Here is a 14383-nt window from a genome sequence, read left to right as displayed (position 1 = left end):
GATGCAGGAGCAAACCAAGAAAAAACCGGAGCTACCGCAACACATAACTGGGATAAAAGAGAAATTTGGGGAGCTAATGGTCACTACCATGGGCAAAACGGCCGAAACCAGTGCTTACGTATCTTTCGCACAGGCGATGTCTCTACGTATCTGCGAAATCTGTGGTAGCCCTGGCCATATGATCTCGACCGAGAAATGGATGAGAACGCGGTGCGCTGAACATGAAAGCACCCTACCCGACTAATGGCACAGACCTCGGGATTACGACTAGTCTCCATGTTAGTAGGATCACCACACTCGCCCTTTGCTGCGCAATTGCACTCCACTTCACCACCCGTTTGCATTCGACCTGACCAGTCATTTGCATGCGTTCTGACAATCGATTGCACGTGATTTGACCAGCACGTTTTCCAACCATGATCGGCAGAGAACGGCCAGAAGCAGACACCCGATTGAACTCAAAACACACCCCGTTTACCTCAATTTCTTGTCCCAAAACGCGAAGAAACTGTCCCGTTGCGCCCATAGCATTGCACCCGAGTTACCTACTATAGGAGCGCCCCTGTTCAATCAGCCGGGGGCGCTACCTATAGCGGATGCCCATATTGCACGCCGCTGAACAGCACGTATTGGAGACAATAATGACAACAGTCGCCGCAGACCAAGACACTCCTTCACCTATCAACCCCTCGGCGGTCGCCATAATCCGCCCTTCAGTCCGACAGCATTCAATCAAGGTGGAGATTTGTTCCCCAGCCATCGGCGCCGAACTCAGCAACATCAATCTAGCCGATGCGACCCAGGACCCCGACCTGATCGCGGAAATCAGGGCGCTGTGGTTGAAACACAAAGTGCTGTTCTTTCGAGATCAGAACATCAGCCCTCTGGAACAACAACTGTTCGCCGCACAGTTCGGCGGCCTGGAAGGTCATCCCATGGCGCCGAGCCATCCAGAAGCAGACAAACTGCTGATGTTGTACCGCAATCTCGACCCAAGTAAACCCAAGAGCTTTGTCGAAAAGGCCAGTCGCGAAAACCTTTGGCATACCGATGTCACCTTCAAACCGGCACCGCCTCGCGGAGCGATATTGCGCTGCGAGCAGGGTCCTGAATCCGGTGGCGACACTCTGTTCTCAAACATGGTGATGGCTTACGAGAATTTGCCGGAAGCCATCAAACAACGGATCGATGGTCTATACGCCAAGCACAGTGCCGAGCACTCCTTTGGTGCCCAGTTGCCACGTGAAGAACGTCACGCCATGGCTGCGAAAAACCCTGCCGCCGAACACCCGGTGGTGCTGATTCATCCAGAAACAGGCGAAAAGGTGCTATTCGTCAACTCCGCGTTCACCACGCACTTCTCGAATTTTTTCAACTTCGAGGATATCCGCTACGGACAGGACTTCATGCCGGAGGCTCATCATTTGATGAACTACCTGACGTCTCAGGCCGCGATCCCGGAGTACCAGGTACGCTTGAAATGGCGAACCAACACGATTGCCATGTGGGACAACTTGCAAGTCCAGCACTACGCCGTGGCTGATTACGGCAATGCACCACGAAAGATGCTGCGCGCCACTCTCGCGGGCACCCCGCTCACCTGATCCCGAATCCTCGGTGGAGCCTCCAAGCCCCCGACCATCACCGATGGTCGGGCGATCTTGGCTGCCACCGAATACCCGATTTGAACTGCGTCAAAGGAGAGACCCATGCTCTACGAACACGTCGACACTGCCGTCATCGATGGTGAAACATTGCCGTGGGTGCCGTTCACACCCTATGCGGAAAACGTCCTGCTCAAGTACTTCAAACTCGACCCGATCCGTGGTGAATGGATCGTCATGATGAAGGCGCCGATAGACATGCAACTCCCCAAGCACCATCACACTGGAACGGTGATGGTCTACACAATCGAAGGCCGGTGGAAATACAAGGAGCATGACTGGATCGCCGGCCCTGGCAGCATCGTCTATGAGACTGCCGCATCGACTCACACCCCCGAAGTCGTCAGCACGGGAAGCGCCAGCGGGTATGTGCTGACGCTGGTTCACGTGACGGGCGATCTCGCGTTCCTGGACGGGAACGACAACATCGTTGCGCTCGAAAACTGGAAATCCGGATTGCATCGCTACCTTGCCTATTGCGAGCAACACGACATCACGCCGAAAGATCTGACGGCGTTCAACTGATCCGGATGGCATGAGAAGTACCGGCATCCCCGGTGTTTAGGGATGCCGGTTGTGCGTTACATCGAATCACCCCTTAGCCGCTCGAATGTCACGATGCACCGTGCGTGAGCGCCACCACCTACAGTGCAGAACGCAGGCCCGAGCGTTCCAACTGCTCAAGAAACTCCAGCAGCAATTCGTTGACTTGGTCGGCGCGCTCTTCCGCCGCGCTATGGCCCACACCGGCAAGCAGCACCTTTTTCCGCAATCCAGGCAAACAGGTGTCGAGTTGCTCGTAAAAGCCACGTATTTCGGCGGGTTCAAGTGACGGATCAGCAGCACCACCGATGAACATGCTTGGCTGGCGAATGACCGCCCCGTCGAGAAACGCTGTGATTTCCCAGTTCCGGTCGCGACAGCGGTAGTAATTCAACGCACCGGTAAACCCTGTACGTGTGTACTCCGCGACGTAGTAGTCGAGCGACCGCGCACTCAACCATGAGGGGAACTCCCCCTTGGGCTCCGTGAAAGCATTAAGAATGGGCTCACCAGGCTCGACGAACAAGCGCCAGCGTTCTGCTCCGACTGCATTGCCGGAGATCGAGTAGAAGACACTGCGCAATGTCTTGCGCGGATCATTCGCTAACTCGCGATCCGGCTTATCGAGCTGTTGGAAATACAGATGGTGGTACACCCTGCCCTTTGCCATTGCCTGTAAAGCTACGGTTGGTTTGATCTTGCCCCGTGGGGGCACGGGCGTATTGAGCATCACGAGGCTGCGGAACAGATCCGGTCGCAGCATGGCCGACGCCTGGGCCACCCAAGCGCCCAAGTCATGCCCAATGATCACCGCAGATGTTTCGCCCACGGCCGCCATCAAACCAACCATATCGCCGACGGCCTGGCTCATGTCATAGGCCTCGATGGCGTCAGGTCGATCTGTCTGCCCAAATCCCCGTTGATCAGGGACGACGACCCGATAACCAGCCTCGGCCAACGCCAGGATCTGGCGCCGCCACATGTACCAGAGATAGGGAAACCCGTGCAGCAGAATGACGAGTGGGCCTTGCCCTTCGTCGACGTAATGCATGCGAATGCCGTTGATTTCAGCAAAGCAGTGGTTGAATGCGTCTGGGTCGTCGGCATCCACTTGCCCCATTGCGGCGAGCGACTGACCAATGCGCATTGCAGCGGGCGTATCCATTTACTACCTCCATTTTTTGTCGTTGTCGGAGTTGAAGGTAGCCCGGACAAGGTGTTTCGCACTAAGCTTCTTAGGACACAAAATTGGGAATCTGGGACACGAGGAAAACATGTATAGCCTCACGCGAAGCGCCAGCCTTACCGGCTATGAGCCGGTTGCCCGTTCAGTGGGGCTCGATCCTTTTCGTATGCTGCGACTGACCAAACTGCCGGCCAGCATCCTCGACGATCCGAATATCATGATCAGTAGCGACTCGGTGGGATGGCTTCTGGAGGAGTCCGCGCGTCTGTCCGGGCAAGTGGCTTTTGGGCTGTTAATGGCAGAGCACAGACTCCTTTCCAACTTTGGCATGTTGGCGTTGCTAATCCGCGAAGAACCAACACTTCGGGCAGCGCTGCAATCTTGCTTCCGCTATATGCGCCTGCATAACGCCGGTGTGCAATTGCGGCTTGAAGATGCGGGCGATCTGACCTTGCTGCATGTGGGCGTGAACATGCAGGGGCATCATGGTGTCTGGCGCCAGGCTATCGAACAGTCGACCGGGATCATGCTGCGTACGTTGAGTATTCTGAGCGGCAATACCTTCCGCCCGATAAGGGTCTGCTTCACCCATGAATGCCCATCCAACCTGGAAATCCATCACCGCGTATTAGGACCCGCTATCGAGTTTTCACAGGAACTCAATGCCATCATTTGCCGAGGGCGCGATCTGGACATGCCCATTCCTGCGGCTGACCCCGCGTTGAATCGGGAGGTCAAGCGATCACTGGACATGCAGATGGCTAATCAGCAGGACGAGCCGACGCAGCGAGTACGTCAAATCGCCAAGATGCTGCTGCCAAGCGGGCTGTGTTCTGTCGATGGCATTGCCCAACACCTTGGCATGCATCGACGCACACTTAACCGTCACCTGGCGAGCGAAGGACAGAGCGTGACAACGATCATCAACGCTGTTCGTACTGAACTCGCCGAAGAGTATTTAGCCAATAGCAAGCGCCGACTGTATGAGGTTGCCGAACTTCTCGGATTTTCTTCTGCGGGAGACTTTTCACGCTGGTTCCGCAGCCAGTTCGGCAAGACGCCTTCGGCTTGGGCCACATCCTACCGAGAGAGCAAAGCAACACCCCCGATCTAATCACTTCAGAAGATAGGTTCAGGGGCGACTCACACGCCTAGCGGTCATCCACGTCGACTGAACCAACGCATCCTCGACGCTTTTAACTCCACCCTCAGGCATCGACTCATTTTCGTCGTCCCAAAAAGCGAAGAAATTGTCCTGCAATGCCCACATTCTGGCTCTCCTGTTACCTACTATAAGGCCGCGACCCGGCTCTGCTCACAAGAGCCTGCAACACCTGCCGGATACCCATATCCCGCTTCGTCGCACTCCCACAGATTGGTCCAACAATAACAAACGCCGCCGTGAACCAAGGCATGACTTCACTGCAAAGACCACGGCCTGGCAATTAACAATTGAAATGGAGACGCAATGCGAGTCGAACAACTGACCTGTGCCATCGGTGCAGAACTGCACGATGTAAACCTCGGTGACGCAGTGCGCGATGATGGCTTGTTCAATGACATTTACGCGGCGCTTTTGAAGTTCAAAGTGCTGTTCCTGCGCGACCAGGATTTTGAGAAGCTCTCACGCAAAGACCACATGGCCTTCGCGATGCGCATGGGCCAGCTCGAAACCCACCCGATGGTCCCCAGCCACCCGGAGGCCCCAGGCCTGGTGCAAATCTACAAGACTCCGGAGAAACCGGCGGATCGCTACGAAAACTCCTGGCATTGCGATACGACCTTTCGTGAAGCGCCCCCGATGGGCGCGGTACTGCGTTGCATCGAATGCCCACCGGTCGGCGGCGATACCATGTGGGCGAACATGGTCTTGGCTTATGAAAAATTGCCGGAATACGTCAAGCAGGAAATCGAGGGTCTGATCGCCAGTCATAGCTTCAACGCTTCTTTCGCAGCTGCCATGCCGCAGGAAAAGCGCTTGGCGATGAAGACGCAATACCCGGATGCCGAACACCCGGTGGTGCGCACACATCCCGAAACCGGCGAGAAAGTGCTGTTCGTCAACGCATTCGCGACCCACTTCGTGAATTACCACAGCGAGGGACGTGTCCGGTTCGGCCAGGACTACAACAAGGGCGGTTCCGACCTGATGCAGTACCTGATCAGCCAGGCCTACAATCCCGAGTATCAAGTGCGTTGGCGCTGGAGGCCCTATAGCGTTGCGATCTGGGACAACCGCTGCACCCAGCATTATGCGGTGATGGACTATCCGCCCTGCCATCGCAAAATGGAGCGTGCGGCCATCGTTGGCGACAAACCCTTCAGATAAATAAACGACCCTGAATCCAGAGACGTTTCCGAGTGTCTCTGGGATCGGTTACCGGCCTTTGCGTCAAGCTACTTTTGCCATTTGCAGTCGCTATCGAACGGCTGCAATGGGTCGGTGGCTGCCCCCGCAACGGGCAGAAATCGGCCAATAGCGAACGTTTGAGTCTGAGTCTCGCCCGGCTCTACTCCGGAGTCGAATCTGCTGCGATAGGCAAAAAGGCGCCATATTGACGCCTTAATATTTTCAAGCAATTTTGATCACAACCTTTCCAAATGCTCCCCTCGCGAGGTGCTCGTATGCTTCTCGTGCTCTCTCGAACGGATATACCTGATCGATCACTGGACGGATCTTGTGTTCGTTGAGGAAGGCGTTCATCCGGTCGAATGATGAGCGCGGCGCCACGGCGATACCGCGAATGGTCGTCTGGCGGAAAATCAGTGGCATCAGATTGAGTTCAACGGTTTGCCCTGTCAGAAAGCCGATCTGCGCAATGCGCCCCGAAGCCTTCGTTGCTGCGACCGATTGATTGATGCCGCTGCCGCCAGCCACATCTAATAGAAGATCCACCCCTTTGCCTTCGGTCAGCTTCAGCACCTCGTCCGCCCAGTTCGCAGTCGTTCTGTAGTTGATGCCCGCCACGGCCCCCAAGCCCTTCACGGTTTGCAGATTCTGATCGCTACTCGACGTTGCGATCACCTTCGCGCCAAGCGCACTAGCGATCTGTACGGCAAATATCGACACACCACCAGTGCCTTGAACCAATACGGTCTGGCCTGACTGGATTTGTCCAAAGTCCACGAGCGAATACCATGCTGTGAGCGCAGCAATAGGAAGTGTTGCCGCCTCTTCGTCGCTCATATTGTCGGGGGCAGCGACGGCGCTGTCTTCATGGATGATCATGTATTCGGCCAAACCGCCAGGCAACGGCGAACCGAAGCAGTAATCGGGTTCGTTCGGCCCTGGCTCGCCATCCAGCCAACGTGAGTAAAGATGCGAGTTGACGCGATCACCGACTTTGAAACGCGTGACGTTGTCACCGACCGCTACCACCGTGCCGGCGGCATCGCTCACCGGGATCAGTGGTTTGGGCACCCTGTGCGGCTCATAAATGCCGTCGACAATTGCCTTGTCGCGAAAGTTGAGGGAGACAGCACCGACCTTGACCAGCAACTCCCCAGGCTTTGGCTGTGGCGTCGCTACCTCTCCCAATTGCAGGTTGTCGAGTCCGAAATCCTTCAATAACCAAGCTTTCATTGCGAATCTCCAAATACACGTCAATGGCCTCGAACCAGAGCCGGTTCCGCCTTGGATGCATTTTTCTCCTATGACAGTGCGCAATAAATGCGTGGAAAAAGACATGATTGTTCTATCCTTGGATAACAATCTGGCTCAACTTCGTAGGCGGGTTCATAGGAAAGACGTCATGGAATTGCTTCAATCGATGCGACTGTTCGCCAGGCTTGCCGAACTCGGCAGCTTTACCAAGGCCGCCGAATCACTGGACATAGGACGACCTCAGGTCACTCGGTATATCCAGGAATTGGAAACGTCATTGGGCGTGCGCCTGTTCCAGCGCACCACGAGAAAGGTGGCACTCACGGCCGAGGGCGAGCGGTTCTATGAGCGGGTACAGGAAATACTGGCCGGTATATCTGCTGCGACCTCAATGTTTGACCGCTCCGGAGCAACGCTCGCAGGCCGACTTCGCGTCGATATTCCGACCGCTTTCGCGCAAATGGAATTCATCAAAAGCCTTAAAGAATTTACCGCCTCGTACCCTGGTATCAACATGGTATTGGGCGTAACTGATCGGGCCGTCGACCTGATCGGTGAAGGCGTCGACTGTGCGTTGCGCATCGGCGATCTACCGGACTCGACCTTGATCGCTCGCCCTATCGCGATGGCGACCATGGTGACGTGTGCCGCGCCCGAGTATCTGCACGAGCATGGCGAACCCGAGACTCTCGACGGTCTGGCCTCCCATCGAGGCGTCAACTTCTTGTCCGGTCAGAGCAACAGGACATTGCCTTGGCATTTCTCGGTAAAAGGTCAGGATCGAACGTTTGTGAGTAACGCGGGCATCACCGTTACCGAGTCGAACGCATACGTTCAGTGTGGCGTGTCGGGCTTCGGGATCATCCAGGCGCCAGGCATCACCGTGGCTGAGTATCTGGATAGCGGCGGTTTGGTGGAAATTCTAAGGCCCTATCGACCAGCCCCTCGCCCTGTGTCGTTGCTGTACCCAAGCCGGACGCATCTGGCACCACAGGTTCAAGTTTTTATTGAGTGGCTGCAAGAGCGTTTTCCGAAGCTTCATACTGACTGGCTGGAACCATAGCAATCATTGAACCAGCTCCGTGGACGTCTGCTTTGGGTCGATTGCAACCGGTGGTGACGGGCAGCAACCGGCCATTAGCTGCCCTTAGCGGAATGCAGTTCACGGCCAACAGCAGCCTCGAAAGGGGGAAGCCTCCCACCGCACGATTGACGCTATTACGGTACCGAGCCTAGGAATTGAGTGACAACCGACGCTGGGACTTCGATGGATTGCGTCCCGCCTTTGCCCTTCAAATGAATCTTCAGGCCCGTCGTCGCACGCGCTTCGAGGTAGGAGCGCGGCAATGGGATTCGCGCGGCTTCGTTTCGCACGCACTTAGAGCCTTTGCAGGAAATTACTTCGTCCACAAATGGCGAATATTCCAGCAACTTGCCCGAATCATCCCGCGCGGTGCGGTACTTGTAGCTTTGGCTTGAGACGTAACCGATCTGCACCAACAACCCATACCCCATGGTGCCCGATTGGCCCGCCGCAGCGAGCGACAGTACGCCGCCGCCCGCATCACCTTTGTGATCCGACTTGAAGTGATAATCAAGGTTGTAGACCGTATCACCCGTGTCATTCATGTAGGTAACGGTCACTTGTTCCTCAGTGCGGCCACCAAGACCGGAGTTGGGCGACGGTAATGCGTTGCTTGTGGGAGCAGTCGAAGGCGATGGTGTGCTGATCGGTTCAATTGCAGGCAAAGCAATCAAGGTATGCGATTCAATAGCGGCGTCAACGCGCTCCAGACCACGATGGACCTCCTCTGCCACGTCTACATCCTTGCAGGTGTAGCTCTCACATTTGTGAGCGGCGTTTTTTGCGAGTAGGTAATAGGTCTGCGCCGCTTGGTTAAAACCCAGGCCCTCGGCTGAGCGCGCCAGATAGAAGTACTCATGATCGCTTGCGAAATTGAGTTCTGCCACTTCAATAGCGAGATCGCGCCAAGCCTGTTGTTTGTATAGCGCGGTCCATCGCTTACTTTTCGTTCCTTTCGATCCGGAGCAACTAAGTTCGCAATGCAAGCGGATCTCGCCCTTCGTGAAAGCCCCGAAAACATCCTCGACCAGTTGCCCGCTTTCATCGCGAGCACCACCAGTGCTACAACCCGCCAGCACGCCAGCGATAACCATGCCAGACGCGAGACCCCGCATGTAGGACCAGAGAGCGGTCTTCATCCTTGCATTCCTTGAGTATTGGCAATTCTGTGATTGGCAAATTTTCTTTTTGCGAGTAACGCCCCAATTGGAGCATCCGATCAGATGTTCTGAGCGCCCCTGAACTTGGCGATGCCCTTCTCCGCAAAGTGACGCCCTATTAGCCACATGATTTTCACGACCGTGCACGACCAACTCCAGAGGAGTACCGCGACAAACTTGACCTTTGCTGGGGGCACCAAGGTGCTCAGGCTGACCGGCTCTCGCGGCTCGGCGATGATTTCGGGAGTCGGTGGGTTCTTCTGTTCCCACCAGTCGATGAGAGCTTGCATCTGCTGCTGGGCGGCTTCAATGACGGCCGGATCTGAGCTGCTGCCAACTCTTTTTACTACCGCGAAATCACCATGTTGGCGGTGCATCGTAAATTTGTAATTGGAGCAGGTCTGCTGCTGCGTGTATCGCTCCAAGTTGTTGTTGATGATCGCGTTGGCACCGTACGATTTGGCCAACTGGATCAGGTCCTCCCGTGCGCGATGAGGGTCGTTCGATTCGGCCCACCCGTTGCCGACAACCACAATCACCTCAACGCCATTCGGAACAGGCGCTTTGCTCACAATGAAATTGTCGGGCTCAATATAAATGAGGGTTGGTGCTTGACCGGCAACGACTTGAGTAGCCTTTGACCCTTTGGGAGCGGGTTTAGGGATAAACCAGACCTGCTGCCCGGTAACCAGGGGAACACCGCCCTGCACTTCTTTGATGTGCACGAAGTAACTCTCGCCATCGTCACCATCGATAAATCCGTATGCCTTTGACTCTACAAAGCTGCGAACAACACCGCTGGCAGCTCCTTCAGGAATACTCACTCCATGACTCCTTTCCATATCGCACGCATTCAATTGGATACCGTGATCACAGTCACCGACGCTAACTGGGGGAATCGCTTCAACTTCTGCATTTTTGCACTTACCAGGAAGGACAGTGGCTGGAAGCTAGACAGCGTTTTTTCGGCGCTTCAGTGCGCCAAGCTCCCCATTGGAAAACCTGATCATATCAAAAAGCCATCACTCAGAAAGATTAGTCACAATGCTTTTTGTAAGTCGACTAAGGTCAATTTGAATCGCCCATATTTCGTAGATACCGTCACCGGCCGCTTTGAGTCGATTGCCACCCTTCGCGACAGGCAGCAAATGGCAAAAGACGGCCCGCCCTGGGCGGGCTTTTTCGTTCCTGCCACTCGTCACTCTTTCAGCACCTTTACTCTGCACACCCTTCCAATGCAGTAACTCGTCTTTCCTGAAAGGCCGCCATCATGACGAACAAAAGAGCTACTGCACTCACACTCGCAGGTTTGCTTTCCTTTTGCCCACTCTTTGCGCTTGCTGTCGAAAAGACTGGAGCTTCTGCCGTGCCTCCAGCAGCTCTTCCTGGTGTGAACCAGGGCGGTACAGAAGCCAAGGAGGACAAGGCCGATAAAAAAGGTGAGGAAGCTTCTGGCGCGAACTCAGGCGCCGACGCAGAAACCTTGGAAAGGGATGCGGAGTCAAAGGACGATGGATCGAAACAAAGTAGAGACGAGTGCTAGACGGAGCATCAGACTATCAGCGCTATACAAGCCCTAAAAGCCGTCTCAAAGCGCAGGCAAACTCATGATGCATACCGAGCGCCCGATGGATAACGCGAGTCGAAAAACGCCTCACTGACTCTTACGAGACGTGGCACGACCAAAGTGAGCCCCGAAATCACGCCAAAAAACGGCATTTGAAAGACATCCCGAAATTCAACACACGGAGAAAAAAGACACGCACAGGAAAAGGTTTTCAACCGATGTTAGGGCAGCACATGCAGGACAAAAACTGCGAGAGTTCTAGACATGTTCCTCATGCGCCCTATATGTGCCCTAAAGTGGAGGTTTCTCACAGGCACAAAAAAGCCGATCTAGCTGATCGGCTTAAGTGTCTGATTTTACTCAGGAATAATGGTCGGGACGGAGTGATTCGAACACTCGACCCCTAGCACCCCATGCTAGTGCGCTACCGGACTGCGCTACGCCCCGACTAGGCGTGTAACCTGTTCCTCTTCTCGAGGAACGCTCAAGAATATATCGCAAGCTTTTGAAAACTGGAAGTATTTAAAAGCAGAATTTATTTCTTGAGGACCACCAGAACATCCTCGAGCTCAGCGATCATCTGGCGAATCATTTGCTTGTATTGCGTTGTGTCGTCTTTGGCTTCATCACCGGACAAGCGCAGACGTGCGCCGCCGATGGTGAATCCTTGATCGTAAAGGAGCGCGCGGATCTGCCGGATCATCAGCACGTCCTGGCGCTGATAATACCGACGGTTTCCGCGGCGTTTGACGGGGTTGAGTTGAGGAAACTCCTGCTCCCAATAGCGCAGCACGTGCGGTTTAACCGCACACAGCTCGCTGACTTCACCAATGGTGAAGTAGCGTTTGCCTGGGATGACGGGAAGCTCGTCGTTATGACTTGGTTCCAGCATAAGCCTCAACTCGGGCCTTCAACTTCTGCCCTGGACGAAAGGTGACCACACGGCGAGCCGTGATCGGGATTTCTTCACCCGTTTTCGGGTTGCGGCCAGGCCGCTGGCGTTTGTCCCGAAGGTCGAAATTGCCGAAACCGGACAATTTGACCTGCTCGTTGTCTTCAAGAGCGTGCCTGATTTCCTCGAAAAACAGTTCGACCAATTCCTTGGCTTCCCGCTTGTTCAGGCCCAGCTCTTCGTACAGACGTTCCGCCATCTCAGCTTTCGTCAAAGCCCCCATACGTCACTTCCTTAACGTGGCGTTCAACCTTTGTTCGAGCGAGGTGAGGATGTTTTGCGTCGTGGAATTCACCTCATCGTCATTAAGAGTGCGCGATGGATGCTGCCAGGTCAAGCCGACTGCGAGGCTTTTTCTATCAGGATCAATGCCTTTACCCTGATACACGTCAAATAGCCTGAGGTCTGTCAGCCATTCGCCTGCATTTTCACGGATTACGTCCAGTACTGCCGCGGCTGCGACGTCTTTGTGCGCAATCAGGGCAAGGTCACGACGCACTTCAGGAAAACGCGATAACTCGTGGAATTTTGGCATTTTGCCCGACGCCACTTCCGCCAGAACCAGCTCGAAAACGAATACCGGGCGATCCAGACCCAGGGTTTTCGACAGTTCCGGGTGGATGGCGCCGACGAAACCGACCAGTCGGCCCTCACGTTCGATGCGCGCGGTTTGACCCGGGTGCAACGCTGGGTGCTTGCCCGGCACGAATGTGAACGCATCCAGTGCACCGGCGAAGCCCAGCACAGCTTCCACGTCTGCCTTGACGTCGAAGAAGTCGACGACATCGCGACCTTGCGCCCAGCCTTCCGGTAGACGGCTACCGCAAACCACACCCGCCAGCATCGGCTCTTGCTTCAAGCCTTCGAGCTGACCGACGAAACGCAAACCGCTTTCGAACAAACGAACGCGATCCTGCTGACGGTTCAGGTTGTGCTGAAGCGCCTTGACCAGGCCAGGCCACAGCGACGAGCGCATGGCAGCCATGTCGTTGGATATCGGGTTGGCCAGCAGCAGTGGTTCAACACCCGGATTAAACAGCTCAAATTGTTTCGGATCGATGAAGCTGTAGGTGATTGCTTCCTGATAACCACGGGCAACCAGCAGACGGCGCAGTTCCGGCAGATCACTACGTGCTTCGGCCTTGGCTTGCGGCGCCAGGCGCGCTTGCGGGTAACGAACCGGCAGACGGTTGTAACCGTACAGACGGGCCAGCTCTTCGATCAGGTCGACTTCCAGGCTGATATCGAAGCGATGGCTTGGCACTTCTACTCGCCACTGCCCTGCTCCGTCGGCCGTAATCGTCAGACCCAGGCCGCTGAGCAGACGCTCGACTTCAGCCGAGTCCATTTCCATACCCAGCATCTGGGTGATGCGCTGGGCACGCAGGGTGACCGGCGCGATCGACGGCAAGTGCTGCTCGCTGACGGTTTCGATGATCGGGCCGGCTTCACCGCCAGTGATCTCCAGCAGCAAGCCAGTGGCGCGTTCCATGGCTTCACGGGCCAGTTTCCAGTCCACGCCGCGCTCGTAGCGGTGCGACGCATCGGTGTGCAGGCCATAGGAGCGGGCCTTGCCAGCGACGGCGATCTGATCGAAGAACGCGCTTTCCAGGAAGATGTCACGCGTGGTCGCGGTGTTGACGCCGCTGTGCTCACCACCCATGACGCCGGCGATTGCCAACGCGCGGGTGTGGTCGGCAATCACCAGGGTATCGCTACGCAGGCTGACTTCCTGACCGTCGAGCAGTACCAGCTTCTCGCCTTCTTCGGCCATGCGCACGCGGATGCCGCCGTTGATTTCGGCGAGATCGAATGCGTGCAGGGGTTGACCCAGCTCCAGCATCACGTAGTTGGTGATGTCGACGGCAGCGTCGATGCTGCGAACGTCGGCGCGACGCAGGCGCTCGACCATCCACAACGGTGTAGGTTTGGTCAGGTCGACGTTACGGATGACACGACCCAGATAACGCGGGCAGGCAGCGGGTGCCAGCACTTCAACCGAACGCACTTCATCGTGCGCAGGTGGAACAGGTGCAACCACCGGGCGGGTGACCTGAGCGGCGTACAGCGCGCCAACTTCGCGGGCCAGACCAGCCAGAGACAGGCAGTCGCCACGGTTCGGCGTCAGATCGACTTCGATGCTGGCATCGTCCAGGTTCAGGTATTCACGAATGTCCTGACCGACCGGCGCATCGGCCGGCAGCTCCATCAGACCGTCGTTGCCCTCTCCTACTTGCAGCTCGGCTTGCGAGCACAGCATGCCGTTGGACTCGACGCCACGCAGCTTGGCTTTCTTGATCTTGAAGTCGCCCGGCAGCTCGGCACCGATGGTGGCGAACGGGATCTTCAGGCCTGGGCGCACGTTGGGTGCGCCACACACGACTTGGAAGGTCTCCGAGCCATTGCTGACCTGGCAAACGCGCAGCTTGTCGGCGTCCGGGTGCTGTTCGGTGCTCAGCACCTCGCCCACGATCACGCCACTGAAAACACCGGCGGCCGGCGTTACGCTATCGACCTCAAGACCGGCCATCGACAGACGAGCAACCAGCTCGTCGCGACTTACCTGCGGGCTTACCCAGCCACGCAGCCATTGTTCACTGAATTTCATCCTGCTCTCCTAAGA

The 14383-nt window shown here is 56.0% G+C and carries 14 protein-coding genes and 1 tRNA gene; 7 read left to right on the top strand and 8 right to left on the bottom strand.

Annotated features, from left to right (window positions below):
• Window positions 1-731: 731 nt before the first annotated feature.
• On the top strand, window positions 732-1604 hold the full coding sequence (locus LAB08_RS09290; RefSeq protein WP_197706315.1) for a TauD/TfdA dioxygenase family protein: 873 nt from the start codon (window positions 732-734) through the stop codon (window positions 1602-1604).
• A gap of 105 nt (window positions 1605-1709) precedes the next feature.
• Window positions 1710-2189, top strand: coding sequence for a 2,4'-dihydroxyacetophenone dioxygenase family protein (locus LAB08_RS09285; RefSeq protein WP_096512513.1), 480 nt, complete (start codon window positions 1710-1712; stop codon window positions 2187-2189).
• Window positions 2190-2307: 118 nt separating this feature from the next.
• On the opposite strand, the gene LAB08_RS09280 is transcribed toward LAB08_RS09285, so the two are convergent.
• Entirely contained in the window at window positions 2308-3372 is a 1065-nt protein-coding gene (locus LAB08_RS09280) for an alpha/beta hydrolase (RefSeq protein WP_197706303.1), read from the bottom strand.
• A 109-nt stretch (window positions 3373-3481) separates the two neighbouring features.
• Here LAB08_RS09280 and LAB08_RS09275 point away from each other — a divergent pair, with 109 nt between their 5' ends.
• Together LAB08_RS09275 and LAB08_RS09270 are read left to right on the top strand one after the other, a co-directional pair.
• A complete protein-coding gene (locus LAB08_RS09275; RefSeq protein ID WP_096512514.1) occupies window positions 3482-4507 on the top strand; it encodes an AraC family transcriptional regulator in 1026 nt (341 codons plus the stop codon).
• Between the two features lie 354 nt (window positions 4508-4861).
• Window positions 4862-5722, top strand: a complete 861-nt coding sequence (locus LAB08_RS09270; protein WP_096512515.1) for a TauD/TfdA dioxygenase family protein — start codon at window positions 4862-4864, stop codon at window positions 5720-5722.
• A gap of 243 nt (window positions 5723-5965) precedes the next feature.
• Here the strand turns inward: LAB08_RS09270 and LAB08_RS09265 are convergent, their stop codons facing one another.
• Window positions 5966-6976 carry a zinc-dependent alcohol dehydrogenase family protein gene (locus LAB08_RS09265; RefSeq protein WP_096512516.1) on the bottom strand — a complete coding sequence of 337 codons (1011 nt, stop codon included), beginning with the start codon at window positions 6974-6976 and terminating at the stop codon, window positions 5966-5968.
• Between the two features lie 169 nt (window positions 6977-7145).
• Between LAB08_RS09265 and LAB08_RS09260 the strand changes: the two genes are divergently transcribed.
• The gene (locus LAB08_RS09260) at window positions 7146-8060 is read left to right on the top strand and encodes a LysR family transcriptional regulator (protein ID WP_096515490.1); all 915 of its coding nucleotides are present in this window, start codon (window positions 7146-7148) and stop codon (window positions 8058-8060) included.
• A gap of 155 nt (window positions 8061-8215) precedes the next feature.
• Here LAB08_RS09260 and LAB08_RS09255 read toward each other — a convergent pair whose 3' ends face one another.
• On the bottom strand, window positions 8216-9220 hold the full coding sequence (locus tag LAB08_RS09255; protein ID WP_096512517.1) for a hypothetical protein: 1005 nt from the start codon (window positions 9218-9220) through the stop codon (window positions 8216-8218).
• Window positions 9221-9300: 80 nt separating this feature from the next.
• Window positions 9301-10065, bottom strand: a complete 765-nt coding sequence (locus LAB08_RS09250) for a cold-shock protein (protein ID WP_157755731.1) — start codon at window positions 10063-10065, stop codon at window positions 9301-9303.
• Window positions 10066-10068: 3 nt separating this feature from the next.
• On the opposite strand from LAB08_RS09250, the gene LAB08_RS09245 reads away from it, so the two are divergent.
• Window positions 10069-10485: a hypothetical protein gene (locus LAB08_RS09245; RefSeq protein WP_157755732.1), complete on the top strand. Its 417-nt coding sequence runs from the start codon at window positions 10069-10071 to the stop codon at window positions 10483-10485.
• 26 nt (window positions 10486-10511) lie between these two features.
• Window positions 10512-10784 (top strand): hypothetical protein, encoded by a 273-nt coding sequence (locus LAB08_RS09240; protein WP_096512520.1) that lies wholly within the window; start codon window positions 10512-10514, stop codon window positions 10782-10784.
• Between the two features lie 394 nt (window positions 10785-11178).
• Here the strand turns inward: LAB08_RS09240 and LAB08_RS09235 are convergent.
• From LAB08_RS09235 to pheT, 4 genes are all read right to left on the bottom strand, one after another.
• Window positions 11179-11255, bottom strand: a tRNA-Pro gene (locus tag LAB08_RS09235).
• A gap of 88 nt (window positions 11256-11343) precedes the next feature.
• Window positions 11344-11700 (bottom strand): MerR family transcriptional regulator, encoded by a 357-nt coding sequence (locus LAB08_RS09230; protein ID WP_003179985.1) that lies wholly within the window; start codon window positions 11698-11700, stop codon window positions 11344-11346.
• Window positions 11681-11983, bottom strand: a complete 303-nt coding sequence (gene ihfA / locus LAB08_RS09225) for an integration host factor subunit alpha (RefSeq protein ID WP_002553164.1) — start codon at window positions 11981-11983, stop codon at window positions 11681-11683. The genes LAB08_RS09230 and ihfA overlap by 20 nt, the downstream gene beginning before the upstream one ends.
• Window positions 11984-11986: 3 nt before the next feature.
• A complete protein-coding gene (pheT, locus tag LAB08_RS09220) occupies window positions 11987-14368 on the bottom strand; it encodes a phenylalanine--tRNA ligase subunit beta (protein ID WP_096512521.1) in 2382 nt (793 codons plus the stop codon).
• Between the last annotated feature and the right edge of the window lie 15 nt (window positions 14369-14383).

It is taken from the genome of Pseudomonas izuensis, assembly GCF_002356535.2.
Classification (GTDB): Bacteria; Pseudomonadota; Gammaproteobacteria; order Pseudomonadales; family Pseudomonadaceae; genus Aquipseudomonas; species Aquipseudomonas izuensis.
The sequence above is the reverse complement of the archived record's forward strand: the minus strand, read 5'-3'. Positions and strand labels throughout refer to the sequence as shown.